The sequence below is a fragment of the Dyadobacter sp. NIV53 genome (assembly GCF_019711195.1).
In the GTDB taxonomy this organism is placed as follows: Bacteria; Bacteroidota; Bacteroidia; order Cytophagales; family Spirosomataceae; genus Dyadobacter.
On sequence record NZ_CP081299.1, the window covers coordinates 4,521,739 to 4,548,723 of the forward strand.

At 40.3% G+C, this 26,985-nt stretch carries 17 protein-coding genes and 3 pseudogenes; 11 read left to right on the plus strand and 9 right to left on the minus strand.

The features are described from left to right. Positions 1 to 45: 45 nt before the first annotated feature. On the minus strand, positions 46 to 2,001 hold the full coding sequence (locus KZC02_RS18520) for a PfkB family carbohydrate kinase (RefSeq protein ID WP_229253667.1): 1,956 nt from the start codon (positions 1,999 to 2,001) through the stop codon (positions 46 to 48). Between the two features lie 552 nt (positions 2,002 to 2,553). Between KZC02_RS18520 and KZC02_RS18525 the strand changes: the two genes are divergently transcribed. After that, complete coding sequence (locus tag KZC02_RS18525; protein ID WP_221390065.1) at positions 2,554 to 3,093, plus strand: RNA polymerase sigma factor; 540 nt, start codon at positions 2,554 to 2,556, stop codon at positions 3,091 to 3,093. A gap of 137 nt (positions 3,094 to 3,230) precedes the next feature. Here KZC02_RS18525 and KZC02_RS18530 read toward each other — a convergent pair whose 3' ends face one another. From KZC02_RS18530 to lgt, 3 genes are all read right to left on the minus strand, one after another. Beyond that, positions 3,231 to 3,674, minus strand: coding sequence for a hypothetical protein (locus tag KZC02_RS18530; RefSeq protein ID WP_221390066.1), 444 nt, complete (start codon positions 3,672 to 3,674; stop codon positions 3,231 to 3,233). Positions 3,675 to 3,924: 250 nt separating this feature from the next. Then, positions 3,925 to 4,533 carry a hypothetical protein gene (locus tag KZC02_RS18535; protein WP_221390067.1) on the minus strand — a complete coding sequence of 203 codons (609 nt, stop codon included), beginning with the start codon at positions 4,531 to 4,533 and terminating at the stop codon, positions 3,925 to 3,927. A gap of 120 nt (positions 4,534 to 4,653) precedes the next feature. Continuing rightward, positions 4,654 to 5,484, minus strand: a complete 831-nt coding sequence (lgt, locus tag KZC02_RS18540) for a prolipoprotein diacylglyceryl transferase (protein ID WP_221390068.1) — start codon at positions 5,482 to 5,484, stop codon at positions 4,654 to 4,656. Between the two features lie 148 nt (positions 5,485 to 5,632). Between lgt and yidD the strand changes: the two genes are divergently transcribed. Then, positions 5,633 to 5,842 (plus strand): membrane protein insertion efficiency factor YidD, encoded by a 210-nt coding sequence (yidD, locus tag KZC02_RS18545; RefSeq protein WP_221390069.1) that lies wholly within the window; start codon positions 5,633 to 5,635, stop codon positions 5,840 to 5,842. 19 nt (positions 5,843 to 5,861) lie between these two features. Here yidD and KZC02_RS18550 read toward each other — a convergent pair whose 3' ends face one another. Beyond that, positions 5,862 to 6,815, minus strand: a complete 954-nt coding sequence (locus tag KZC02_RS18550) for a MoxR family ATPase (RefSeq protein WP_221390070.1) — start codon at positions 6,813 to 6,815, stop codon at positions 5,862 to 5,864. 91 nt (positions 6,816 to 6,906) lie between these two features. Then, positions 6,907 to 7,770, minus strand: coding sequence for a peptide chain release factor N(5)-glutamine methyltransferase (gene prmC, locus KZC02_RS18555; protein ID WP_221390071.1), 864 nt, complete (start codon positions 7,768 to 7,770; stop codon positions 6,907 to 6,909). A gap of 94 nt (positions 7,771 to 7,864) precedes the next feature. On the opposite strand from prmC, the gene ribD reads away from it, so the two are divergent. Beyond that, positions 7,865 to 8,950, plus strand: a complete 1,086-nt coding sequence (gene ribD, locus KZC02_RS18560; RefSeq protein ID WP_221390072.1) for a bifunctional diaminohydroxyphosphoribosylaminopyrimidine deaminase/5-amino-6-(5-phosphoribosylamino)uracil reductase RibD — start codon at positions 7,865 to 7,867, stop codon at positions 8,948 to 8,950. A 70-nt stretch (positions 8,951 to 9,020) separates the two neighbouring features. On the opposite strand, the gene KZC02_RS18565 is transcribed toward ribD, so the two are convergent. Beyond that, on the minus strand, positions 9,021 to 9,794 hold the full coding sequence (locus KZC02_RS18565) for a shikimate dehydrogenase (RefSeq protein WP_221390073.1): 774 nt from the start codon (positions 9,792 to 9,794) through the stop codon (positions 9,021 to 9,023). A gap of 550 nt (positions 9,795 to 10,344) precedes the next feature. Between KZC02_RS18565 and KZC02_RS31945 the strand changes: the two are divergent. From KZC02_RS31945 to KZC02_RS18575, 3 genes and pseudogenes are all read left to right on the plus strand, one after another. Beyond that, positions 10,345 to 11,407 (plus strand): annotated as a pseudogene (locus tag KZC02_RS31945) (S8 family serine peptidase); the annotation flags it as partial. 3,705 nt (positions 11,408 to 15,112) lie between these two features. Next, the gene (locus KZC02_RS31950) at positions 15,113 to 15,367 is read left to right on the plus strand and encodes a T9SS type A sorting domain-containing protein (RefSeq protein WP_229254404.1); all 255 of its coding nucleotides are present in this window, start codon (positions 15,113 to 15,115) and stop codon (positions 15,365 to 15,367) included. A gap of 60 nt (positions 15,368 to 15,427) precedes the next feature. Beyond that, complete coding sequence (locus KZC02_RS18575; protein ID WP_221390074.1) at positions 15,428 to 16,405, plus strand: nucleoside hydrolase; 978 nt, start codon at positions 15,428 to 15,430, stop codon at positions 16,403 to 16,405. Positions 16,406 to 16,408: 3 nt separating this feature from the next. Here the strand turns inward: KZC02_RS18575 and KZC02_RS18580 are convergent, their stop codons facing one another. After that, positions 16,409 to 17,518 carry an acyltransferase family protein gene (locus tag KZC02_RS18580; RefSeq protein ID WP_221390075.1) on the minus strand — a complete coding sequence of 370 codons (1,110 nt, stop codon included), beginning with the start codon at positions 17,516 to 17,518 and terminating at the stop codon, positions 16,409 to 16,411. 220 nt (positions 17,519 to 17,738) lie between these two features. Here KZC02_RS18580 and KZC02_RS18585 point away from each other — a divergent pair. The 4 genes and pseudogenes from KZC02_RS18585 to KZC02_RS18595 form a co-directional block, all read left to right on the plus strand. Continuing rightward, positions 17,739 to 19,921: pseudogene (locus KZC02_RS18585) on the plus strand (family 20 glycosylhydrolase); the annotation flags it as partial. A gap of 108 nt (positions 19,922 to 20,029) precedes the next feature. Beyond that, positions 20,030 to 20,332, plus strand: a complete 303-nt coding sequence (locus KZC02_RS32990; RefSeq protein WP_310590452.1) for a chitobiase/beta-hexosaminidase C-terminal domain-containing protein — start codon at positions 20,030 to 20,032, stop codon at positions 20,330 to 20,332. 218 nt (positions 20,333 to 20,550) lie between these two features. Next, positions 20,551 to 21,811, plus strand: a pseudogene (locus KZC02_RS18590) (MFS transporter). A gap of 113 nt (positions 21,812 to 21,924) precedes the next feature. Further along, positions 21,925 to 23,088 (plus strand): DNA-binding transcriptional regulator, encoded by a 1,164-nt coding sequence (locus tag KZC02_RS18595; RefSeq protein WP_221390076.1) that lies wholly within the window; start codon positions 21,925 to 21,927, stop codon positions 23,086 to 23,088. Between the two features lie 93 nt (positions 23,089 to 23,181). Here KZC02_RS18595 and KZC02_RS18600 read toward each other — a convergent pair whose 3' ends face one another. Beyond that, positions 23,182 to 25,224 (minus strand): M13 family metallopeptidase, encoded by a 2,043-nt coding sequence (locus KZC02_RS18600; RefSeq protein WP_221390077.1) that lies wholly within the window; start codon positions 25,222 to 25,224, stop codon positions 23,182 to 23,184. A gap of 119 nt (positions 25,225 to 25,343) precedes the next feature. On the opposite strand from KZC02_RS18600, the gene KZC02_RS18605 reads away from it, so the two are divergent. Further along, positions 25,344 to 26,984, plus strand: coding sequence for a M28 family metallopeptidase (locus tag KZC02_RS18605; protein ID WP_221390078.1), 1,641 nt, complete (start codon positions 25,344 to 25,346; stop codon positions 26,982 to 26,984). Position 26,985: the final 1 nt, after the last annotated feature.

Below are 26,985 nucleotides of genomic sequence, written 5' to 3' on the forward strand. Positions count from 1 at the left end.
ATCAGAAAAAATGTTTCCCGCATCGGTGCTTTTGAAAACTATAATTTAAAATCCCAGGATATGTAGCCCTGCATCAACTCTTCTTTCTGAAAAAAGCAGCGAAACCAGTTTTCTGTATTGTGAAAAATCAGGGATCAACAACTGCGCACCGGCTTTCACAAGCCTTGGGCGTTTGGCTGGGTTGTGTCCAAACCGCTGTAATTCGTTGCTGGTAATGCCCACAGAAATTCCGCCTGCACGCCTGCCTTCTCTTATTTCATCGGGGCCATCACCAAAAACAGCCAGCTCATTTCCTTTCAACTGATTATCCTGAATGATTTTTTCAATGATCATTTTCTTGGAAAACCGGGTATACTCTTTCAGGGCGCCATAAATTCCGCCATTAAACAAGTCGGCATAACCAAGCGCGTTTGCTTCATTTTTTACGTCATCTACATCCGTTCCACTTGCCAGATACAATGTCACACCGCGATCTCTTAATTCGTGAAGAAACGAAACGGCTCCTTTTATAGTAAAATCTTCCTGTATCAATTCCCCCTCAGCCAGTTTAATCATACGTTTATTCACCATTTCCATCAATCCGGCATTGTATAATTCTTTGTACTGAAATTTATCAAGAATCTGATTTTCAGGGACAAATCCAAACTCCCGTACCAGATTCACCAATCCTTCCATCTGATAGATCGTCTGTATTCCGGTGGTTTTATAAATAAATTCCTTTACTATTTTCATTACCTTCTGGTAAGTACCGGCATCAACAGTGTCATGTAGATTTCCTAAAATAGATTTCATCATAACCGGTTCCATAATTTCTTCCCAGCCCTGCCTTAGTGAACTGATCGTACCATCATGGTCAAAAACGGCATGGCGTATATGTCCCAGGTTTTCACTGACGTTTGGTTCGCAAAGTTCAAATTCAGTATCTGTTATATATATTGCACTTCGCTCATTTACAGCAAGATCTGAATTGAAAACGTAATCAGGTTCGTGGCCTGTTCTTAATATTTCTTCACCCGAAGCTGTTCCCGTCGTGTACAGCTTCTGAACCGTAACGGCGGCTGCGAAATTGGCAATCTGAGCCGCCTCTTTTACGGATAATCCGGCTGCCAGGCAGAGTGTTATTGCACTGATAGCCGTGTCGCCGGCACCTACTGTATCCAGTTTGTTTTTAAGCTGCAAACCCTGTATTTCATAATATCCATAAGCATCAAAAGCGATAATACCTCTATCTCCGCAGGTAACAAACACCGGTTTTTGCGATTTTTCAAAAATTTCCCTGCCGTATTTTTTTACATCAGCAATGGGAATAATTTCATCCGGATTTACTATTACACCAACAAGTGAAGCTATTTCCCTGTCATTGGCTTTAAGGTAAGTATTGTTGAAAAGTTCGTTAAAATGGCGCGAATCGAGCATCACGATTTTATCTGGATATTTTTTAAAAATGCTGTTGGCTTCTGTTATAAATGCATCATTGTTAATACTTCCTATTACCTGCTGGTTAAAAATAAGTGCATCATTTTCCTTCAATGCTGATTCCAGTGCATTGAGTATTTTTACATCCGTGGCTTCACTCCGTTCATTATATACACCAAAGTCAATTCGGGGTTCTTCATTTCCATCAACATGCCGTTTCAGATAACTATACGTATTGAAATGATTTTCCTGCACGAAAAGCGAAGAAGTATCTGCTCCCAGGGATTGTAATTGTGAAGTCAGCTCACGGCCATGCATGTCATTGCCGATAGTACCAATCACTTTGATGGCTGCTGGTTTTAAAGCCGATAAGTTTGCAACTACATTACCTGCTCCGCCTGGTGTATAATAATGCCGTGCAACTGCGTCTGCTTTCAGGCCGGTTTCTATTGAAATTTCTGAACCACGTTTATCCATGATCCAGTAACAGTCGAGGCAAAAATCGCCATATACGGCAATTCTGACCGAAGAAATTTTATCAAGAATATAGGCAATGCGGTTCTGATCCATTTCAACTAATGCCATCCGGTTTTCAGTATATACTGTATTAGCAAAAAGGAAGGCTATTGAAGCAATTACTGTTTTATTAAATAATTGCTTTTTCCAGACACGGTTTAAACTCCGGAAATCTGCTTTTTTGGATTTTCTACATTTTCATTTGGTAGGAAAATGCGCTGATCCTGAGGTAATATGATCAATATGAAAAATAATCATTACATAAATGTTAAATAAAAACCATTTGCGCAAATTGAAGATAATTTTACGCATTTTGCGATTTAAAATTAAAAATGATACTGTAAATTTATAAACACAAATCCAGTCCTCCATACAGAAGAAAACATGAGTCTTATTTGCATCGTCAAAATATCTGATTATGTAAGCAGGAATTAACAGTATTTTATTGAATAGTCAGGATGCTTTTCAATATTTATAGCGTTTTTAATGTGTTGATTTTCTGATGTTTAATAATTGTATTTAGAGAGGATTATCTATATTTATTTTGAGTGCAGTTTCTGTTGTTGTTAAAGCCGGTTACGAAGAACTAAACCTTTAATTATTGATTAAACCCTTACAACTGTGGCCCAGCCAAACGAAAGTACCCTCAGAAGAGCAACGCAAGGCGATGAATCAGCCTTTGCAGAAGTTTACAATTATTATAAAGGACCTGCCTTAAGGTTTTCTATTTCTTTGTTGAAGGACGAAGAGGAAGCTGAAAATATGATCCAGGACGTATTTGTAAAGATCTGGATCAAGCGTGCGCAGATTAAGCCCGAACATAATTTTAGTTCTTATCTGTTTACCTGCCTAAGAAACATGGCTTTTGACCATTTTAAGAAAATGGAGAAAAGTGAGCAGTTAAGAAAACAGTTTATGGAAGCAATGGTATCTGGTACAGAAGATGAAAAGGAGGAAAAAGAAAGGCGTATGTCGCTGGTACAGAATGCTGTGGATTCTTTATCGATTAAGCGCCGGTTAATTTTAAAACTGAATATTGAAGAGGGGAAATCTTATCAGGAAATTGCAGAATTTCTCAGAATATCAAAGAATACAGTTAAGAACCAGTTAGTAAAAGCGAAACAGATTTTAAGAGAAAAGGTTGATTTCGCAACTGCATAAGTTATTATTTTAGAATGCTCAACGTTATGAAAACTCCACAATGATTGAAAGTTGTAATATGTTACATCAGATTAAAAAAAACAGAAGCGGGTTTGCTTCTGTTTTTTTTGTGCCCGAAATAATTATACCGCTACTATTTAACTGGCACCTACCAGGAGGATTATTACCAGATTAACTCCCAGGCCAATTCCCCAGTTTTTCCAGACCTTACCCTGCTTGATTTTCTTGGCTTTCTTTGTGTAGCTCTTGTGATAGTCAGCCTGCCTGAATAATTCTTCACTTGGATAACCCAAATTCTGTATTTTAGGTGTTGAGGCAGAACATGCAATGGCAGGTATTAAACCGATCAGCGGAGATACTAAACTGGTGATCAATGTGCCTACTGATGCACCTTTGTATTTTTTATAATTCCTTTCCGCATCTATTTGTCCTTTAATGCTCAGGTTTTCCGTTGTGGGAGCAGCGGCAACGGTATACAGCTTTTGATTTTCAATAACAATGGTGGAGTCTTTATTAAAATCCTGTGCAACACAGATAATGGAAAATAAGATAAATGAGCAAATAAGGGAAAACGCCTTCATAATTAATGATTTATATTTTTTAGATGAGGATAATGGAAAATAAAGTGTAGCAAATATTCGTAAAATAAATTAAATAACTGCTACGGCTTAACGCATGCTGAAAGAATTTTTTTCATAAAACAACGCATTCGTAGAAATTATGCAGGACGAAAAAGTGGATTAGGAACGAAAATTATTACAAAGCGAAAAGCTGAAAAAACGAAAAGAGGGCTCGAAGCCCTCTTTTAATCAATGCATATTGTAAGGATTCTTATTTCAGGTCAGCAAGTTTTTCAAGGTCCATATCACCCAGAATACTTTTAAGTTTATCAACCGTAACGTTATTGCCATTCACGTTGACTACATAACGATCGGCAACCAGCACATTCAATTCTCCGGACTTATTAACAGCATCGTATTTCTCAAACGCCTTGTGCCCTTCAAGCTTGGTTGTTTTTTCGTATCCGGTTTCAGTTTCCTTATCAATATCTGCCATTGTCCATGCTGCGAGGGACATTGTCGCAACTCCGGCCACACCACCTGTATCAAATATCTCTACTTTAACAGATGAATTACCATCACCTTTGTATTTGGATTCGGCTGTGGAAATAGTGAAACCCATGGCCCCGGATTTTTCTCCGGATGCTTCTGTTCTTTTAAATCCGGCTATTTCTTCAGGCAGTAATTCTTTCAGTTTTCTAAAATCAATTGGCCCTACCGATTCTCTGGCTTTCATATCGTTCGCCTCTACAGCAATATCGTCTGTGGTCTCAACAGTACTTTTTTGATCTTCCAGCTTTTCGGAATCTTCCTTGCCGGAACAGCTTACCAGCATCAAGGTAGAACTAATTACCAGTGGGAAAATAAGTAGTTTTTTCATCTAAGTCGTACGTTTGTAAGGTGTTACATTGAATGCAATTTACTCAAAAAACATACAAATATTGAAAATTTCTTATTAGGTGATATTGAAAAAGTACTCAAATGCTGCCGTTTTGAATAGTTAGCCAACTATACGATTGGTATTTTGCCGTGATTGCCAAATGAAATAAAGACCCAGTATTACCGCAGGAATACTCAAAATCTGACCCATATTTAATGCATAATTTGCTTCAAAGGCTTCCTGATTCTCTTTCAGAAATTCATACAGAAACCTTAAAGTAAACACCCATACAAAAAATACTCCAACGAGCATTCCGCGTGGCGTATTTTCTTTGAAACGGTTCCAAAGAGCAAACAGTATAAAAAAGAGGACAAGGCAGGAGATCGATTCGTAGAGCTGGGCCGGATGCCTTGGTTTTTGCAAAAACTCCGTATTTTTCATAAAAATAAAACCCCATGGCACATTTGTTGGCCTTCCTACAATTTCAGAATTCATTAAATTTCCAAAACGTATGAAACAGCCCGCCAATGCAACTACGATCACGATACGGTCGGCAACCCAGAAAAATGTTTGTCCTGAAAGTTTACGTGAACGGGAATAAAGTATAAGCCCCGTAATAATTCCAATAATTGCACCATGACTGGCAAGGCCGGCATAAGGTGGCAGAATAACCTCCAATGGATTTTTAAACAGTACTTCAGGCTGGTAAAACAAAAAATGCCCGATCCTTGCGCCAACCACGGTAGAGATAACCATGTAAAGTGTCAGTGCGTCAATATCTTCCATTGGTTTTTTCTCCTTTTTGAAAACATGGATCATAACCTGCTGTCCGATCAGAAATCCGGCAGCGAATAGTAAGCCATACCAACGAACAGGAAAAGGGCCCAAGCCAAGAAATTCAGGAATTGTAAAAATTTCGGGATTGGCATCCCAAATGATATAGGAAATCATGCGTTTATGATGTTAATTGGCAAACCGGCTTTCAGTTTTTATTGGTTAATTTCACAAAGATGAATGAAAATTCAATTCAAGATTCAATCCTGTTTTATAAAACGAACAATTTGAAGATGAAAGACACGACTTTAATACAAGAAATAAGATGAAATTTTTACTCATAGGTCTGGTGCGTATATATCAGGGTGTGCTGTCGCCATATCTTCCCAATTCCTGCCGGTATACACCCACCTGCTCGCAATACATGATACAGGCGGTACAAAAACACGGTGCTTTCAAGGGCGGATGGATGGGGATGAAACGTTTTGCAAGATGCCATCCCTGGGGAGGACATGGCCATGATCCTGTCCCTTAACCTATTACATTTGTTTTTTTTAACCTATTGCAACTTTTCTTAATATAGAATCAATGATAGAAATGGTGCGGACATTATCTGCTTCCGCTTCATAATTCAGTAAAATACGGTGGTTCATAATGTCTGGTGCGAGCTCTTTAATATCCTCAGGCAGCACATAATCCCGGCCTTCCAGATAAGCTAGTGCCTTCGCTGCTCTGTTCAAAAATATCGTTGCTCTTGGTGAAACCCCAAATTGTATGTAACGCGCTTCGTCCCGGAGGCCGTATTCCAAAGGCCGTCGGGTAGCAAAGACAAGTTCAATAATATACCGTTCCAGCGTATCGGATATATTTACTTTATTGACGTTTTCGCGAATCGCAAATATGTCCTCCTTGTTCAGGATCGGCCTTATTTTGTAATCGTAATTAATATCGGACATGCGGCGCATTACTTCCAGTTCTTCCTGTTTGTTGAGATAATCCACATAGACTTTCATCATAAACCGGTCAATCTGTGCTTCGGGAAGTGGATACGTTCCTTCCTGTTCAACGGGATTCTGTGTAGCGAGTACAATGAAGGGGCGGTCGAGCTGATAAGTTTCATCACCAATCGTTACCTGCTTTTCCTGCATAGCTTCCAGCAATGCGGATTGTACCTTGGCAGGAGAGCGGTTTACTTCATCCGCCAGGATAATGTTCGAAAATATGGGCCCTTTTTTTACTTCGTAATCGCCGATCTTGGGTTTATAGATCATCGTCCCGATCAAATCGGCAGGCAAGAGATCAGGTGTAAATTGTATACGTTTGAAATCCAGGTGCAAAACTTTTGCCATGGTGTTGATGGTCAGCGTTTTGGCAAGCCCGGGAACACCTTCCAGAAGAACATGGCCGCCGGTGAAAAGTCCGATTAAAAGACGGTTAAGCAGCTTGTCCTGCCCAACAACAACCTTTCCCATTTCGTCCAGTACATCCTTTATTTTTTCTAAATACATTTTAGTTCGTTTTACGCTGAGGCGATGTGCTTTTTGCGGGCAATTTTATGCCGCAAAACATACAGGGAAAAATTACAGATGAATAAAAATATTATTTATCCCAGATTGCTCTCACAAAACGGTCCTTTCCATGAATGTCCCGTAAGATCTCAACGTTTTTGTATTCACGCTCTTCAAAAACTTTTTTGGTTTCAATGCCAAAATGCTCATTGATTTCCACATAACATTTACCCGCAGGTTTCAGATGGTGTTTTCCAAAATCTGCAATTGCCTTATAAAATAACAGCGGATCGTTATCCTCAACAAATAAAGCTTCATGCGGCTCAAAACGGAGCACATTAGGTCTCATATGTTCGGCCTCAGAATAGGTAACATAAGGAGGATTACTCACCAGACAGTCAAACTGGATAATGTCGCCGGGTAATGGAAAGGTTACATCGAGCATATCCTGCTTTGCAAAATGTACATCTGCAAGTAACTGGCGGGCATTTTCACGGGCTACTTCTAATGCTTCGTCTGATACATCCCAGGCATGCACAGAAACATGGGGAAGAAAACGTGCTAAAACAATAGCAATACAGCCACTGCCGGTTCCTATATCCAGAATTGAAATATTTTTATCAGGTTCCGCATAATCACGGGTAACCATTTGTACAAGTTCCTCTGTTTCAGGGCGAGGAATGAGTACCGAAGAAGAAACCCTGAATTCAAGACCACAAAATTCGGTTGATCCGATAATATGCTGAACAGGTTCATTATTGTTGAGACGGGCAATTATAGAAAGCCAGTCTGGTTGTGCAGTTGTTTCAGCGATAGGCCTGTCGACCAGAACATCAATGTTTCTCAATCGCATGTAATGTTCCAGCAGCATGAATGTAATTGCCTGCGCTTCTTTAACGGGATATACTTTAATGTTACTTACAATATTCTGATATAGCTGACGTGCCGAAGTCATTTTTCGTTGGATTTTTTATTCTAATGTCGGAAAGTTAACAAATTATAAGAACTCCCGAAACTTGAGTTTAAAAGGAGGTTTGTATTTTTACCGCATGAACTCAGATATTCAATGGATGCAGCGGGCTTTACAACTCGCAGAATACGGCCGTGGAAGTGTAAGTCCAAACCCAATGGTAGGCTGTGTGGTGGTACACAATGAGAGGATAATTGGTGAAGGCTGGCATCGCCACTATGGAGAACCTCATGCGGAAGTAAGAGCAATAGAGGATGTGATAAAAAGAGGAAATGAAGCATTTTTGCCGGAATCTACTGTTTATGTAACCTTGGAACCGTGCTCCCATACAGGCAAAACGCCGCCTTGTGCCGATCTGCTGGTCAGTAAAAATGTGAAGCGCGTTGTAGTTTGTAACGGAGATCCGAATCCGCTTGTATCCGGCCGGGGAATTGATCGCTTACAAAAAGCGGGAATAGATGTAATATGTAATGTTTTAGGTGTAGAAGGCTCCGAACTTAATAAAAGATTTTTTACCAGTTTTAACCAAAACCGGCCTTACGTCATATTAAAGTGGGCAGAAACGGCTGATGGTTTTCTGGGACATGAAGATGGTACTCCGTTAAAAATCAGTGGGGAACTTTCGAGTATGCGCGTTCACAAGTGGCGAAGTGAAGAAGATTCGATCCTGGTTGGATTTAAAACTGCCCTGATGGATAATCCAAAATTAAACGTACGGCACTGGGAAGGCAGAAATCCGGTTCGGGTGGTTTTGGATAGAAATTTACTGTTACCGGAAACACTTCATTTGTTTGACAAAACGCAGCCAACCATTATTATTAATTATAAAAAAGAAACGCCAGCTCCTACCAATCCGGAACGTTATGCTGAAAACAACGAAATCTCCTATATTCAGCTTAATCCGGAATTAGAAGAAATCGGCCCGTTACTGGAACATTTACATCAGCGAAAAATTCAGTCTGTATTTGTTGAGGGCGGAACCGCTGTAATAAATGCGTTTTTAGAAAGCGGTTTGTGGGATGAAATCCGCCGGTGCCAGGGTCAAAAAGTGATTGGTACAGGAGTTAGAGCTCCCATGCCACAAGGTATTCTGACCGGTTCGGAAAAAGTGCAGGACGATCTGTGGACTTTTTATAAAAGGGCATTTACACTACCACGCGGCTGACCGCCAATATTTTATCCCGGCAGCGACAGATCCCTCTGATGTTTTTCTCTAACAATACTTTAACTCCAAACTAAACGCTCCACATATCTTCTTCCGACGACCATATATCCCATGCTTTTTCGGCTTGCAATTCCAGCATTTTCATGCCGTTCTGCAAAACTGCACCTTTTTCAGCGCCATTTTTAAGAAACTGGGTTTGAGCCGGGTTATATATCAAATCGTATAAATAATGGTTTTTTGTAACAAACTGATAAGGAATAGCCGGGCATTCGTCCACATGCGGGAACATGCCTAACGGAGTCGTATTAATAATCAGGAGATAGGTATTCATAATTTCCTCGGTAAGATCTTCGTAAAGAAATGTATCGGTTCCCTTTTGACGTGATACTACTTTGTAATCCACATGAAGATCCTGTAACGCAACTTCAACCGCCTTGGCTGCGCCTCCATGGCCTAAAACCAGCGCTTTAAAATTGGTACATGTTTCTCCTCTGCGGTCCAGCCATTCTATCAGAGACTGACGAAAACCATAATAGTCCGTATTAAAACCTTTTGTACTGCCATCAGCAAAAACCTTAATGGTATTTACAGCACCAATTCTTTCAGCCGAAGCATCATCCAGATCATCCAGATAAGGGATTACATCTTGTTTATAAGGAATTGTTACATTTAAACCTCTCAGATCGGGTGTGTTTTTTAGCAGATCAGCCAGACCGTCCAGGCTTTTCATTTCATATAAATTGTAGCTGCTGTCCTTTATTTTTTCGCGTATAAATTTATCCGTAAAGTAGCGTTTGGAAAATGAATGCGTAAGCGGAAAGCCGATTAAACCGTATAAATCCATATTATTGACGACCCAAGCCGTTGTGAAATTTTCCTGGTGTTAAAGCGGCGAAGTTACTTCAGTCGTTATCGAATTACAAATATTTATACTGTCAGGGAATATATATCAGACATTTACATCCCCATTTTTAAAGTGAATTTATTTGCAGAACTTAGCATATCTAATACAACACACTATGAAAATCTTATACCTGCATTTTACCTGCATTATCTTTATTTTAAACTCTTTTTCGGGCGCCGCGCAAAGTGTAAACGACTATCACCTTTTATTGAAAAATGGCTCTTTTACGCCGGAAAGGAACATTTTGCCTGATGGAAGTAATGGAATTAATCTGCGAACTTCTTCTTTTAATTCAAAATCATTTGTAATTATCCAGTTCGAAGAAATCCCGGATGAAGAAGAACGCAGACAATTAAAAAATGCCGGGATTACATTGCTGGATTATATCCCGAATTACGCTTACACGGCAACCATAACAGGCTCATTTAATGCGAAAATACTTTCTACAAATAAGGCCAGAGCAGTAGTCAGTTTATCGGCTGAACAAAAAATGCAGCCTATATTGGCTAATGGCAAATTTCCTGCCCATGCAATTAAAACAGCAGGTACAATTGATGTCTGGATCAGTTTTCCAGGATCATTTGCTTTTGAAGAGATCCAAACCGGATTAAAAAATGAAAATTTTACTATTATCTCTGACCTGTACAAAAATTATCAGGTTGTTTCTCTTCGGATTCCGGTTGCCAGACTGAAAGAATTGGCGTTACTACCATTTGTACAATATGTACAGGCCATACCTCAGGAAGACAAGCCGATCAATAACAAAAGTACAAGCAATGCACGCGCAAATGTACTGGCCTCTGCACTTCCGGCTGGCAGGAAGTTACATGGAGAAGGTGTTGCAGTAGGAGTAGGAGATAATGCCAATCCATTGCAGCACATTGATTTTAACGGACGTATGATCAACCGCACGGCTGTTACCGATGGCTCTCATGGTGTGCACGTAATGGGGACGGTCGGTAGCGCCGGAATTGTGAATGAACGTTATACGGGTTATGCGCCCAAAGCAAATATTATAGCTCAGAACTACTCCGGTATTTTTGCTTTTGCTCCTGCTTATGTAAAAGATTACGGAATGGTAATCACCAATAATTCTTATGGCGGCGATGTCAACAATTGTGAAACCTTCGGGGTTTATGATATGTATTCCAATATTCTGGATCAGCAGGCTTTTCAAATGCCGTATTTACAGCATGTTTTTGCGGCGGGCAACAGCGGCTCTACTGCCTGCAGTCCGTATCCTACCGGATTTGCCAATGTATTGAGTGGCTACCAGACAGCAAAAAATGTGATCAGCGTAGGCAACACTACGGAAACAGGTGTAATTGCACCCAGTTCCAGCCGAGGGCCGGTAAAAGACGGGCGGATCAAGCCTGAAATTACAGCGCAAGGGAACCTCTGTTTTTTCAACAATTCCAAAAGATACATATGGTTCGGCAACGGGTACGAGCATGGCTTCTCCGGCAGTATCGGGCGGTTTGGCTTTGCTGTATCAGCGATACCGGCAGCTTAATTCCAATACGAACCCTAAAAATGCTTTAATGAAGGCACTGTTATGCAATAGCGGAACTGATAAAGGGATCGACGGCCCGGATTACAAATACGGATTTGGCTGGATGAACCTGTTGCGTTCTTTAAAAATGATGGAAAGCAGTGCTTATAAAAATGATTCCGTCAGCCATTTGGCCAGCAAAGTAATTACGATCAGTGTTCCGGCTAATACTGCACAGCTTAAAGTAATGCTTTACTGGAATGATCCTGCGGCTGCCGTTTTATCAGGCCGAAATCTGGTTAATAACCTGGATCTGACAGTAACTAATCCATCGTCTGTTGTTACACTTCCCAAGCTTTTAGATCCAACTCCATTAAATGTGAATAATCCGGCAACGACCGGCGTCGATAATGTCAACAACATTGAACAGGTGGTGATCAATAATCCAACGGGCGGAACCTATTCTATAACGGTAAAAGGAACATCGGTTGTTCAGAATCCAAGGCAGGAATATTTTGTCGTTTATGATATAATACCAGTTTCTACGACTCTAACGTATCCCATCGGAAATGAACACCTGAAAGATGGTGATGCGATTTATATCAACTGGGATTCTTTTGGCAATTCAGACAGTACTTTTAATGTGCAATATTCCTTAAATAACGGCACAAACTGGACTAGTATCGGCACTAATCTGGCAGCAGCTACACGTCAGCTAAGCTGGACAATTCCTTCTGCAGCAATCACAGACAAAGCCAGGATTAAGGTCATTCAGAACGGTACAGGAATAGAAAGTATAAGTGAAGTTTTTACAATTCTGGGCGTACCCACAGTTTCACTTTCCACAACGCAATGTGAAGGTTATATAGCAATTAACTGGACTGCCGTGACCGGTGCTACGGATTATGAAGTGATGATTCTGAAAGGTGATGAAATGGTGTCCGCTGATTCTACGGCTTTAACCAGTTTTAAAATCAGTAATTTATCCAGAGATTCCACGTATTGGGTTTCGGTACGCGCAAGATTGAATAAACATCCCGGAAGGCGTGCAATTGCTATTTCAAGAAAACCGGACAGCGGCGACTGTTCAGGTGCGATTTCGGATAATGATCTGAAAATAGAACAGATTCTATTTCCGGAAGGATCGGGACGGAAAAACACTTCCACGGAATTTATTGGCTCACAGTCCATTAAGATCAGGATCAAAAATCTGGACAATGTTAATTCCACAGATGCTTTTACGGTTGGTTATTCTGTAAATGGGGCAGCCATTGCACCGCAATCTGTAACTCCGGTTATTCCGGGCGGAGGAACATTCGATTATACATTTTCGGGTACTGTAAATTTTTCAGCAACCAATACTTATGAAGTAAAAGTTTTCCTGAATAAAGCCAATGATCCGGTTCAGGGAAATAATACACTGACCAGAACATTCCGGCAGCTGGATAATAATGAAATAAGCCTTCCATTTTTTGACAATCTTGAAACGCTTACTGAACAAACTTATTCAACCGGTCAAACGGGGTTTACCGGGGGAAACCGATATGATTTCAGCACTGATTCAGATGCAGGAAGGATACGCACTTTTGTGAATTCGGGAATGGCTTTCTCCGGAAATAAAGCTTTTACCCTGGATGCAAACCGGTATTTCGTGGCTGGCGTTACCAATTATTTATACGGCACCTTTAATTTATCTGCTTATCATGTAGCTACGGATGATGTGCGTCTGGATTTCAGGTTTAAAAATTACGGACAATTAAGTAATGCAAATAACAAAGTATGGATTCGGGGAAAAAATACCGATCCCTGGATTGAAGCGTATGATTTATTTGCCAGCCAGAATGCAGCTGAACAGGGTTATAAATTCACTCCAAGTATTGAATTAAGTAATCTTTTGTCCACTTACGGGAAGGATTTGTCATCAAGTTTTCAGGTTCGGTGGGGGCAATGGGGGCAATTGATTACGGCAGATAATACCAGCGGTGCAGGTTATTCATTTGATGATATCAAATTATACAAGGTTACCGATGATATCCAGATTTTGAGTATTATCAATCCGGCGTTGGAAAATTGCGGTTTGAGCAGTGCCGAATCCATTTCGGTTACTGTACGAAACAGTTCAGCAGGGAATATAACCAATATTCCTGTTACCTATAAACTGACCAACGGCACTTTGGTAACTGAAACAATATCGTCTGTTCCTGCCAGAACGAACATGAACTATGTTTTTAGCACCAAGGCTAATTTGTCTGCTTTTGGTGACCAAACTGTTAAGGTTTGGAGTAGCTTACAAACAGATAGTTACCAGCTGAACGATACCTTACAGGTTGATTTTTATAACGCACCTATCATCAGCAGTTTCCCTTATTTACAGAATTTTGAATCGGGCAATGGTTCGTGGCATAGCAACGGAAAAAATAATTCGTGGCAATATGGTTCGCCGGTTTCAGCACTGATCAACACGGCTGCAAGCGGGAGTAAAGCGTGGAAAACCAATTTGTCCGGAAGTTATAATGATAAGGAACTATCCTATTTGTATTCACCGTGTTTTACAGTTTCCGGTTTGAGTGCGCCAACTTTAAGTTTTAGTCTGGCTCTGGATTTTGAAGTGTGTGACCCGACGGCATGTGATATTGCTTATGTGGAATATTCAGGAAATGGCGGAGCCTGGACACGCCTTGGAGCAAGTGGACAGGGTACCAACTGGTACAACAAAACATATGACGGAAATGGGGCATGGAGCATTCAGGATTACACACGCTGGCATGTTGCAACAATTCCTTTGCCAACAGGATTTACAAATTTGAAATTACGGTTCGTAATGAAGTCAGATCCTTTTGTACAACGTGAAGGGATTGCAATTGACGATATTCATATTTACAGCAGAGTAAGTGGTATTTATGATGAATCATCCACGCTGACCCCTGTAAACCAAAGTATTCCAGGTTCAGCGAACTGGATTGATTTCACTAAAAACGGTAAGTTAATTGCATCTGTTAATTCAAATAACCAGGTATTGGGTGCTACTGATATTCAGGCATTTATTAATACCGGGGCTGTTCGTAACGCCAATGAGCAATTTTATCTGAACAGGAATATTACCATTAAACCGGCTAACGCAAGTCTGGTGAATCCGGCTACGGTCCGTATTTATTTTCTGGATTCAGAAGTGGAGTCGCTGGTCAATGCAACCGGATGTACTTCATGCGTAAAGCCCTCGGATGCTTATGAACTAGGTGTTTCAAAATATACAAACACCGCCGACAGAACCAGAGAAGACGGTGATTTTGCAAATAGCACCGGTAATAACTGGTCATTTATTCCCTCTGCGGAGGTTATAAAAGTGCCGTTTGATAAAGGTTACTATGCTGAAATAAAAGTGAAGAATTTCTCTGAGTTCTGGTTCAGTAAAAATTTACTCGGAACGGCGGAGGCTCTACCCGTCAGGCTGGTCAGTTTTACCGCAAAAAGAAGAACAGGAAGTGATTTGTCAAATGATGTGTTACTGGAATGGACGACCTCATCAGAAGAGAATTTTGATCATTTTGAAGTGGAAGTCGTTGTTGGTAATGAAGATTACCGGTTAAACCGCTTTGTGAAAATAGGAGAGGTTGCAGGAAATGGTGGTGGTTTGTCCAATCAGCAATATTTCTTTACAGATACAGAAAACAATAAATCCGGTGTGCGTTATTACCGTTTAAAAATGATTGATCAGGATGGCAGTTATACTTATTCCAGAGCGAGACCGGTAATATTTGGTGATAAAATGGAATGGCATATATATCCGAATCCTTCTGCAGGAATTTTTAATGTGGTTTTTCAGGCAAATGTTAACCAGGAAATAAATGTAAAAGTATATGATCTTACAGGCCGCCTTTATTTTGAATCAAAAGTTGCGGCAAACGGTTTTCTTCAAAAACACCAGGTTGATTTATCCAAGTCAGCTTTTTCATCAGGATTATATCTGATAGAAGTCAGTGCAGGATTGGAAAAGCAGACTTTTAAAGTGATTAAGAATTAGTATGAGATAAAAAGTGTTTAATTTACTGTTCAGTTACTCATTGATACCTCCATATTTATTATGTATAAATTTATTGTCATTTTTAATCTGTTATCTTTTTCCGCTTTATACGCACAAACCAGCAACAGGCAATCGGTTTCTATTATTCTGGATACCGACATTGGGCCGGATTATGACGATGTTGGGGCAATGGCTGTCTTACATGCACTTTCGGATCGTAAAGAAGCAATTCCGCTTGCAGTTATTTCATCCAATAAAAATGAACTGGTTGTTCCCACCATTGAAGTACTGAATACCTATTTTGGCCGTCCGGAACTACCAACCGGTGCACCAAAAGGAGAAGGCGCAAGCCACGGAGCATCCCAGAAATGGCCAGAAATGCTGGTCGCAAAATATCCGCATAAAATAGCAAAAACCGCTGATGCGCCTGACGCGATAGAAACGTACCGGAAAATCTTATCCGGACAGCCTGATAATAGTGTTACCATTGTTACAATTGGTTTTCTGACAAATCTGAACAATCTTCTGAATTCCAAACCGGATAAAATTTCGCTATTGTCTGGTGCGGATCTGGTAAAAAAGAAAGTAAAACAGTTGGTTTCCATGGCAGGGAAATTTCCGGAAGGACGTGAATATAACGTGCTGGTAGATTCTGTTGCTTCGGAAAAAGTATTCGCAAACTGGCCAACCCAGATTATTTTCAGCGGATTTGAGATTGGAGAAAAAGTGAAAACCGGGCTTAAAGTTGTTGCAAATGAAAATCTGAAAAGCCCTGTAAAAGACGTGTATGCTCTGGCAATGCCGCTGAGTAAAAATGATTCGGATGGCAGAATGAGCTGGGATCAGACGGCAGTACTTGTTGCAATTCGCGGAGTGCAGCCCTATTTTGGTGTAAAACGTGGAAAAATGATCGTGGAAGGCGGCAATAATAAGTGGCAGGATGACCCAATGGGGCAACACGCATACCTGACCGAAGCCATGCCGTTCAGCCAGATCACTGCTTTAATTGAGGGTTTGATGATGTGGGAAGGAAAATGATTTTTAAAGCTTAATAAATATCCGTTTACGGTAAAGAGTATAAGCCGGAATAAAATTGACCGAAACAAAAAGCAATGCATAAAGTAAACTGGCCAACCTGGGTTCAATACCGCCATTGATAAGATTGTCAACAAAATGCTGGTTAAGTGTTTTTCCGTCAAAAGAAGAAATGTAAAAGAGCAAAGCAAGAATATCGGCTAATACATAAACGGCAATTGCATTGGCACCAAAAATTACGCCCACTTTTGTTCCTCTCTTTTTATCCATAATATCCACAAGAAAATAAAGAGCACCCAATAGCATAGCAGCAAAACCTGACGTTACCAGCACAAAAGAGCTGGTCCATAAATTTTCATTTACCGGAAAAATCAAACCCCAGAAATATCCGGCCGAGGCAACAAATAATCCTGTAGTTACGAGATAATTTACTTTTTCATTGGGGGACGATCTGCTCAATAATAACCTTCCTGCCAGCATTCCGCTTATACCGGAAACTATAGATGGGAAAGTGCTTAATATTCCTTCCGGGTCCCAGTTTCCCTGCCACATTTTGCCGGGGAGATATTGCTGATCAATCCAAGCGGCCAGATTATTGCCGGGATCCAGCATTACTTTTCCCATTCCTGGTGTAGGAATGAGCGTCATAACCAACCAGTATATAATCAATATTCCTGCACCAATGTACACCTGCTGTTTCCAGTTTGTATTCAAAAATAATATGGCACAGGATAAAAATACGATCGCAATCCGGTGCAAGGTTCCGGTATAACGTAAGTTAGGGAAGTCAAAGTTGGGCAATAAATTCAGGAACATCCCGACCGCAAATATTTTGAGAGAGCGGATAATGATCTTTTTGTAGAGTTCTGTCTTAGGGCTGTTTTCCTGTAATCTTCTGGAATAGGCAAAAGCAATTGAAACACCTACTATAAACAGAAAAACGGGAGCTATCAGATCGGTAAAAGTAAGGCCGTTCCATTTGGTATGCCGGAGTGTTGGAAATACATGCTCCTCACTTCCCGGGAAGTTTACCATAATCATGGCAGCAATGGTAAACCCACGCATGGTGTCCAGTGAAAGTACACGAGAAAATCCTGCTTCAATCTGACGCGCCATCGTTTCCGGTTTTATCAATGTATACCGCAATGTCTGGTTTAAGGGCTATTGATGAAAGATTTATATAATTTTAAAAGGATAGATAAGGCCCAATATAATTTTCCAGCCTATTTACACCTAAAATCTTTTCTTAAATAGTATGTTTTGTTTAATCAGGAGTAGTATGAATGCGATTAGTCCGAACTTGTATATATTTGAAAAAGCCATTAAAAAAAGTATAATGAAGAAATCACTTCTGTTAGTTATTGCCTCAATACTATTGCTGTCAGCATGCAGTCAATCGGGAAAAGTCTCTGAAACAGAAGCTCAGAAAATCGGGGTTTCATGGAAACTGATCAGTAATTTTATAGAACCGGATGGTAGTTTCGAAGCTAAATTTACCCTGAAAAATGGAAGTGATTTTACATTGGACGACAAAAATTGGGCAATGTTTTTCAACATGTCGCCTCGTCCGATACATTCCAACAAAACACCGCAACCTGCTGTAATTGAACACCTCAACGGAGATTGGTATAAAATGGTAGCCGCCAAAGACTTCAAATTAAGTCCGGGAGATTCTGTTACCATAGTTTATACAGGAACGGAAGGTATAATCAAAGAAACGGATGCGCCGATGGGGTTGTATTTTGTATTTTATGATGCGGATGGAAAAGAAAAGGAAATTGTGCAGGTTGCTGATTTTACAGTAGAGCCATTTACAACAAAAGATCAAATACTACGTGGCAAAAATGATCTGAAACAAGTACCGACTGCTGAAACACGCTACAAGGAAAATCTTGCGTTAACGAAACTGGGTGCAGACCAATTATTAAAGATTATTCCAACTCCTGTTAAGATGAGTTCGGGGCAAGGGGCATTTGCACTAACCAATAAAGCAGGCATTTTTTACGAAGCCGGACTCGAAAACGAAGCTAAATATTTATCAGATAAACTAAAAACGTTAACCGGAGCAGATTTCTCCATCAATAAAGGATTGCCATCCGGGACTACCGATCCGTCAATTATTTTAAAAACAGGTAAATTGAACGTAAATGGTATTTCTAAGGAAGCTTATAAACTTGGCATAGGCCAAAGCGGGATTAACATTACGGGAAGTGATGCTGCCGGTGTGTTTTATGGAGTACAGAGCTTACTTCAACTGGCACCATTGGAAAATTATCAGAAACCTGCTAATTCCATAACGTTAGGATATGTACAGGTCGAAGATGCGCCGCGTTTCCAGTTCAGAAGCTTACACCTGGATGTAGCTCGGAATTTCCAGACCAAGGAATCCCTCAAAAGAATCCTGGATCTGCTTGCTACTTATAAAGTGAATAACTTTTTGTTTTATACAACCGAAGATGAAGGATGGCGTGTGGAAATAGATGACCTGCCTGAATTAACGAAAGTGGGAGGACAACGCCAGCATACATCGGGCAAGGACGCGGCGGCTATGCATCCTTCTTACGGATCAGGACCGGTGGCTTATGATAAGGGCAAACACGGGAGCGGATTTTATACCAAAGCAGATTTTATTGAAATCCTGAAATATGCCAACGAAAGACATATTAAAGTTATTCCTGAACTGAATTTTCCGGGACATGCACTGGCGGCAATCAAATCCATGGAAGCGCGCTATGAACGTCTCATGAAAGAAGGTAAAGAAAAAGAAGCGAATGAATATCGCCTGATTGATCCTGATGATAAATCTGTTTACTTGTCCGCACAGGCCTATAAAAATAATGTCGTGAGTGTAGCGCGCGAATCGACTTATCATTTTTTTGAAAAAGTAGTTGATGAAATGGCGAAGATGTATAAGGAAGCTGGATTAACAATGGATACATTTCATACTGGCGGTGATGAAGTAGCAGAGGGCGTTTGGACCAAATCTCCAATGGCTGCGAAGCTGATGAAAGAACATCCGGAAATTAAAGAAACACGGTATCTGCAGACGTATTTTTTAGAAAATTATTACCAAGACTGGAAAAACGTAACCTGAAAGTACATGGTTGGGAAGAAGTAGCGCTTACAAAAACACCGGCCGGAGCATATAATGCAAATCCGGAATTTGTAGGCCATCCGGTTGTGCCATATATCTGGAATAATGTATACGATGTAGATCTGGGTAATCGATTGGCCAATGCAGGCTATCAGGTTGTATTGTGTAACGTTACCAACTTCTACTTCGACATGTCTTACAATAATGATCCGAAAGAGCCGGGATTATATTGGGCAGGTTTTGTGGATACAAGAGATAACTGGGCCTTTGCTCCATTTAATATGTTCAGGACAACGGAGGAAACGTCAATGGGTAAACCCATGAAAGAGGAATTTGCTGGCAAGCAAGCTCTTAAACCTGAGGCAAGGAAGAACGTGATCGGGATTGAAGCTCAGCTTTGGAGCGAAACCATTAAAGGCAGGGATATGATGGAATATTCTATTTTGCCAAAACTAATGGGATTTGCGGAAAGCGCCTGGTCGCCGGAACGTAAATGGGAAAATGTGGCGGATGCTGAATCAAGAAATAAAATGATGCAGACGGAATGGAATATATTTACCAATTCTATTGCACAAAGAAATCTTCCGAAATTAAAATATCTGAACGGAGGTTACAATTACAGATTGCCGTTGCCGGGTGCAATTGTTGAAAACGGGCTTTTGAAAGCGAACGTCGATTTGCCGGGACTTGCTATACGGTATACAACCGATGGCACGGAACCGACGGCACAATCACCCTTATTTGAAAATCCCGTAAAAGTATCAGGTTCTGTAAAGCTAAAAAGCTTTGATCTGTCTGGTAATTCGAGCCGGACCAGCGTTGTAACAACAAAATAATTTGCCCGGGCCCTTCACTAATCAACCTTCTGCAAGCTTGTTTTGCAGAAGGTTTTTTGATAAATGTACCACTTTGCTATGTTAGTTTGAGATTAAAAATGTGTACTCACAAGAAGATATTTAGGTAATCGCTTAACTCTAATTAAAATAATTAAAAGTAAATTGACCTTTATGATAACTTTGCGTTAGAAGGTGTCCTGTCATAAATTTATTTGGTCATGCAAAGAAATGCCTTTATTGTAATACTTATACTTCTCATATTCTTTGTCATATCATTTCTAACAAATATCCTGGGCCCTATTATTCCTGATATAGTCAGGAGTTTTGATCTTAGTATCGGACTTGCGGGTTTTCTGCCTTTTGCTTTTTTTGTTGCTTATGGGATTATGTCAATTCCTTCGGGATTGATGGTAGAAAAATTCGGTGAAAAAAAGTGTTGCTCTGGGCATTTGCACTGGCGTGTATCGGAGCACTTTTATTTGCAATGATCCCTGGTTTTTCCATCGCATTGCTATCGCTGTTCCTGATCGGGGTTGGTATGGCAATGTTACAGGTCGTTATCAATCCTTTGCTGAGAGTGGCTGGTGGAGAAGAGAAATTTGCTTTCAATTCCGTTATGGCACAGCTTTTTTTGGAGCAGCATCATTTTTAAGTCCATTGCTTTACAGTTATCTCGTAGGTAACGTACACTCGGGCAGGTCAGGATTTTTTATAAATATTTTAAACGGACTGGTTCCTGAAAATCTTAAATGGGTTTCCTTATACTGGGTTTTTGCGGTGATTGCTTTTGTTATGGTAGTTGTGATCGCACTGGTGAAATTTCCAAAAGTGGATCTGAATGAAGACGAGAGGATAGACGTTGGAAATTCATTTACGGAGCTATCGTCCAACAAATATGTATGGCTGTTTTTCCTGGGAATTTTCGCCTATGTAGGAACCGAGCAGGGAATAGCGAACTGGATGTCCCAGTTTTTACAAACCTATCATAGTGTAGATCCTGCTACAACGGGTGCTTCAATAAACGCATATTTTTGGGGTTTACTTACGATTGGATGTTTATTGGGATTGTTGTTATTAAAATTATTTGATAGCCGTAAAGTACTTATTTTATTTACATCCGGTGCAGTTATTTCTTTGTTGGCCGCATTGTTTGGGTCAAAAGAAATAGCACTGTATGCGTTTCCTTTAACCGGTTTTTTTGCTTCTGTGATGTATTCAGTTATTTTCTCACTGGCCCTTAATTCAGTTCCTGATCATCACGGTACATTTTCAGGCATTCTTTGTGCGGGGATTTCCGGAGGTGCAGTTGTTCCGTTGATTATTGGCGGAATAGGGGAACTAACAGGATTGAGGTGGGCTATGTTGTTTTTGCTTGTTACTCTTGGTTACATATTAAGCATTGGCTTCTGGGCCCGGCCACTGATTAACAACGATACGGTTGAAAATGTAAAAGAATTATTCGGAAATAAAGTACAATGAGTGGTACGCTTATAATTATTAGTTGTTTGCCACTGATGCACGAAAGGACACGAATTTACTTAACAATGTATTAAATTTAATATTAGTATATCCGTTTCGTTGCTTTAAAACCCATGTACAAAATTATCCTGCTTCTTGACTTTGCCGAGGAATACAGTAAAAGCCTGATGAAAGGGATCAATACGTATTCAAAAGAAGTAGGCCCTTGGATATTCTGCCGTATGCCGCTGTTTCACAGAGAGACTGTGGGAATTGATGGAATTTTGAAATGGGCTTTGGAGTGGGGTGCCGACGGTATTATCGGACAGCTTTACAATGATAAGGATATTGAAAAGGTGGTTCAGGCAGGTATTCCTGTCATTGCCCAGGATTTTAAGGAACGGTTCGCCGAAATACCCAATATCACAGGAGCTTACCACGAAACAGGACAGCTTGGTGCAGATTATTTCCTGAAAAAAGGGTTCATTAATTTTGCATTTTATGGATTCAGTGATATTGTCTGGTCTCGTGAAAGGTCGGAAGGTTTTGAGAAAAGAATAGAAAGCGCCGGGCATAAAGTGCATTATTTTGAACATAAAAAAGCGAGGTCCAGCGAGTTATGGTATTACAAACCGAGTTCTTTGAGTCGCTGGCTGAAATCTCTTCCCAAGCCGATCGGGCTAATGGCATGTGATGATAATCAGGGGCAGCATATTACTGAGGCATGCCGTCATGTAGGTATAAGAATTCCTGAAGAAGTGGCTGTTTTGGGTGTCGATAATGATGTGATGATCTGTGATTTGTCCGATCCTCCACTTTCCAGTATTGCACTGGATGTAGAAAAAGGAGGTTATGATGCTGCCCGGCTTCTAGAGCACCTGATTATTCATGGTATTACGGACTATCATGATATTGTAGTGAAACCTATGCAGGTCATTACGCGTCATTCAACAGACATTTATGCTACAAATGACGATCACATTGCATCCTCACTGAAATTTATACACCAGAATATAGACAAAAATCTGCATGTAGATGAGGTGGTAAAACAGGTCCCATTATCGCGCAGGGCATTAGAAAAGCGGTTTCTGGAAATTACGGGTTATCCTGTTTACAAGTATATTTTTAACCTGCGTATTGAAAAATTTACTCAGAAACTACTGGATACCGATATGTCTGTTTTTGAAATAGCGCTGGATATGGGTCTGACGGATAGTAAAAATATTGCCAGGCAATTTCGGCAGGTAAAAGGATGCAGCCCAAGTGTTTACCGGAATAAATATCTGGCTGGGAAGTAGTGGGAATGAAGATTTAGGAATTATAGCGTTAAAGTCATTAGCTTTAATCAAAAGGGAAGTCAGGTTTTTAAAACCTGACTTCCTTAATTTGTTTTACCAAATAACAACTCTCGAAGTTTCTGGTAACACCATTTTACTTCCTGTGCCGCAATTCCAGGCATCCTGAAATTCTTTCAGATGTGGCAGCGGGCCATTAATCCGGAATTTGGCTGGTGAGTGCGGATCTGTTTGTACCTGGTTCTGCAAAGCTTCGTTGGTCGTATTCATGTGCCAAACCTGCGCCCAACCCAGGAAGAAACGTTGTTTCCAGTTGAATCCATCAATCAACGCAGGTTCGGGCTTGCCTTTTAGTGATTTTTCCAAAGCGTAGTAAGCCAATGTTAAACCACCTAAATCGGCTACATTTTCTCCGATTGTTAATGCGCCATTAATTTTAAAACCAGGCAGTGCTTCAATGCCGCTGAAATAATCAATATATTTTTTGGTTAGTTTATCAAAATTTGCACGGTCAGAAGTGGTCCACCAGTTTTTCAGGTTTCCTTCTTCATCAAACTGTGAACCCTGGTCATCAAACCCATGCGTAAATTCATGACCAATTACCGCGATAATGCCGCCATAATTTATAGCATCATCAGCATCACGGTTGTAAAATGGGGGCTGTAAAATTCCTGCCGGAAATACAACCTCGTTATTTGACGAGTTATAATAAGCGTTTACCGTTTGTGGCGTCATGCCCCATTCCTGCTTATCTACCGGTTTTCCTATTTTTTTAACGCTGTCTTTATGTTCGAATAGGGACGCTTCAACTACGTTTTCAAATAGTTTATCACTTTTTATGTCAATGGAAGAATAGTCTTTCCATTTATCAGGATAGCCGATTTTGTATGTAAAAGCTTTTAGTTTTTTATGCGCACGTACTTTGGTCGAATCGCTCATCCAGGTCAGTTTGTCAATTCTTTCGCCATACACTGTGCGTACATTTTCGATCATTTCTGACACTTTCTTTTTATCTTCTTCAGGGAAATATTTAGCAGAGAATAATTTTCCCAATGGCATTCCAAGTAATCCTTCTGTCGACCTGATTGCCCTTTCAGTACGTGCTCTTTGCTGTTTAGTCCCTTTGATCACCTTGCTGAAAAAATTGAAATTCTCCTGATCAAAGTTTTTAGGCAAATAACCTGCAAACGTAGAAAGCAACTTCCAGCGGGTATATAATTTTAAAGTAGCAATTGGTGTTGCTTTCAGTAATGTATTCAGGTTTTTCAGGTACTCAATATTCTGTACAATAATGGTATCTGTTTTAATATCCTGTTTATCTGCAAAAGCTTTTAAATCAAAATCCGGAACCAGGGCCTGAAAATCTTTTGATGTCATTTTATTGTACGTCTTCACAGGATCGCGCAGTTGTACATTGGTCAATTGTAGTTTGGCCAGTTTTGTTTCAAAATCCAGAATCGTTTTCCCCGGATCAGTATCTTTAAAACTTGCAAAGCCGAACATCGTATCTACATGTTTTACAAATTCCCTACGCACATTTACAGTACTGGAATCGGTTCTTTCATAGTAGCTTTTTTCACCCAGGCTCAATCCGTCCTGACCTTCATAAAGCACATTCATCTTGCTGTTCTTCGAATCACCGTCTACTCCAAAACCAAGTACTGTAGAAACACCTGTTTTTTGCAATTCTCCCGAAACTGATGCCAGATCTTTTAATGACTTAACGGATTCTATTTTATCTAAATAAGGTTTTAATGGTTCCAGGCCACGTTTTTCAATAGTTGTGGTGTCCAGAAATGATTGGTAATAATCGGCAATTTGCTGTGCTTCGCTGCCATTTTTACGGTCTTTCAAATTTGTAATTTCCTGGATAATACCTTTCAGCCGGACTTCTTTGTTTTCTTTATCCAAAATCCCAAAAGCACTCCAGCGGCTTTCTGTTCCGGGAATGGGATTTAGTTTTTTCCAGCCACCGTTCACGTAACTGTCAAAATCATCGCAAGCTTTAACAGTGGAATCAAGGGAACTCGTACTGAAACCGGGTACTTTTTCAACCGAGGCTTCTTCTTTTTCTTTTTTACATCCTGCAATCATCAGCGACAACGCAAGGATGGAATAACTTAAACTGGCTAACCTCATATTTAACTGTTTATTATTAAAAATATTGATGGGCAAAAGTAGTTAGTTACATTCAAAGTTAAATTGCTAATTTCACTTACTATCCTGATAATATTGTTTTTAACTTAACATCTTTCAATATGAAATTGAAATCAATGTTTGTTTTTCTCTTCTCATGTAACCTGATTTTAGCAGGCTGTTCAGACAAATCCGGCAAACAGGACAACAGTCTGATAAACGGTAAAGAATTCAGCAGACATATAGCGGTACTTGCTTCTGATTCTCTGGAAGGTAGAAAACCATTTTCTGATGGCGAAGAAAAAACAACTCATTATCTGAGTAGAGAATTTAAAAAAATGGGACTGCTCCCAGGCAACGGGAACAGCTATTTTCAAAAAGTCCCATTGGTTGATATCATGTCAAAACCTGCCGGCGAATTAGTATTTAAAGGTAAAAACAATACAATTTCTCTAAATTATCTGGATGATTTTGTAGCAGCAACACGCCGAGTTCAGGATCAGGTAAAGGTGTCGAATTCCGGGATGGTATTTGCCGGTTATGGAATTGTCGCTCCTGAATATGGCTGGAATGATTACGATGGACTTAACGTAAAAGGCAAAACAGTGGTCGTTCTGGTAAATGATCCCGGCTTCTCGGACAGCACTTTATTCAAAGGGAAAACGATGACTTATTATGGCCGCTGGACATACAAATTTGAAGAAGCGGCACGGCAGGGTGCAACGGGCGTCATCATTATTCATGATACCAAACCTGCAAGTTATGGCTGGTCTATAGTACGAAGCGGCTGGTCAAAATCAAAGTTATATTTACAGGCAGAAGATAACAACATGTCGAGAGCAGTAATGGAAGGATGGATTACGATGGAATCCGCTAAAAAGTTGTTTCAGCTTGCCGGAGTTTCAGATACCTTGATGCGGGCAGCTGGGAAAAAAGGATTCAAACCAGTACCATTACATGTAAATGCTTCTATTGAACTCAATAATACGATCAAAAAATCGGAATCAAATAATGTTCTGGCCTTATTGCCGGGAACTGAAAGGAAGGATGAATATATCATTTATTCAGCGCATTGGGATCATTTTGGAAAAGGCGAACCTATAAATGGAGATTCCATTTATAACGGCGCCGCCGACAATGCTTCCGGGACTGCAGCGCTTTTGGAGCTGGCCCATGCTTTTACCGGACTTAAAACAAAACCTTCCCGCTCCATCTTGTTTTTGTCCGTTACCGCAGAAGAACAAGGTTTATTAGGTTCTGATTATTATGCAACACATCCTGTTTATCCGGTTAACAAAACGGTAGCAGACATCAATATAGACGTATTACAGCCATTTGGCAGGATGAAGGATATCATCATAGTAGGAAAGGGCCAGTCGGAACTTGATGAATATGCAGATCAGGTTGCAGCAAAACAGGGGCGTATTACACGCGGTGAACCGGATCCATCAGGGGGCTGGTACTTCCGTTCAGACCATTTCAATTTTGCAAAAGTCGGAATACCTTCTATGTATATTGAGAACGGTTCTGTTTCAGTGGAGCACGGGGAGGAGTGGGGCGAAGCACAGAAAAAAGAATATAATGACCAGCGATATCACGCTCCCACAGATGAATATTCGTCGTCCTGGGATCTGTCAGGTATTGTTGAGGATATGCAATTACTCTTTGATGTCGGTTACAGGCTAAGCACAGAATCTACTTTTCCAGGCTGGAAGAAAGGTTCAGAATTTAAAGCGATACGGGATAAATCAATGGGGAAATAGG

Coding starts and splice junctions, on each gene's coding strand:
- KZC02_RS18580 (WP_221390075.1), bottom strand. CDS start 17,518: ATGGCGCGTCAGATTGAAGCAGGATTTTCTCGTGTACTTTCACTGGAC.
- KZC02_RS18550 (WP_221390070.1), bottom strand. CDS start 6,815: ATGTATTTAGAAAAAATAAAGGATGTACTGGACGAAATGGGAAAGGTT.
- lgt (WP_221390068.1), bottom strand. CDS start 5,484: ATGATTTCCTATATCATTTGGGATGCCAATCCCGAAATTTTTACAATT.
- KZC02_RS18535 (WP_221390067.1), bottom strand. CDS start 4,533: ATGAAAAAACTACTTATTTTCCCACTGGTAATTAGTTCTACCTTGATG.
- KZC02_RS31950 (WP_229254404.1), top strand. CDS start 15,113: ATGGAATGGCATATATATCCGAATCCTTCTGCAGGAATTTTTAATGTG.
- KZC02_RS18565 (WP_221390073.1), bottom strand. CDS start 9,794: ATGGATTTATACGGTTTAATCGGCTTTCCGCTTACGCATTCATTTTCC.
- KZC02_RS18595 (WP_221390076.1), top strand. CDS start 21,925: ATGTACAAAATTATCCTGCTTCTTGACTTTGCCGAGGAATACAGTAAA.
- yidD (WP_221390069.1), top strand. CDS start 5,633: ATGAAATTTTTACTCATAGGTCTGGTGCGTATATATCAGGGTGTGCTG.
- KZC02_RS18605 (WP_221390078.1), top strand. CDS start 25,344: ATGAAATTGAAATCAATGTTTGTTTTTCTCTTCTCATGTAACCTGATT.
- ribD (WP_221390072.1), top strand. CDS start 7,865: ATGAACTCAGATATTCAATGGATGCAGCGGGCTTTACAACTCGCAGAA.
- KZC02_RS18530 (WP_221390066.1), bottom strand. CDS start 3,674: ATGAAGGCGTTTTCCCTTATTTGCTCATTTATCTTATTTTCCATTATC.
- KZC02_RS18520 (WP_229253667.1), bottom strand. CDS start 2,001: ATGGCATTAGTTGAAATGGATCAGAACCGCATTGCCTATATTCTTGAT.
- KZC02_RS32990 (WP_310590452.1), top strand. CDS start 20,030: ATGCAGACGGAATGGAATATATTTACCAATTCTATTGCACAAAGAAAT.
- prmC (WP_221390071.1), bottom strand. CDS start 7,770: ATGACTTCGGCACGTCAGCTATATCAGAATATTGTAAGTAACATTAAA.
- KZC02_RS18600 (WP_221390077.1), bottom strand. CDS start 25,224: ATGAGGTTAGCCAGTTTAAGTTATTCCATCCTTGCGTTGTCGCTGATG.
- KZC02_RS18575 (WP_221390074.1), top strand. CDS start 15,428: ATGTATAAATTTATTGTCATTTTTAATCTGTTATCTTTTTCCGCTTTA.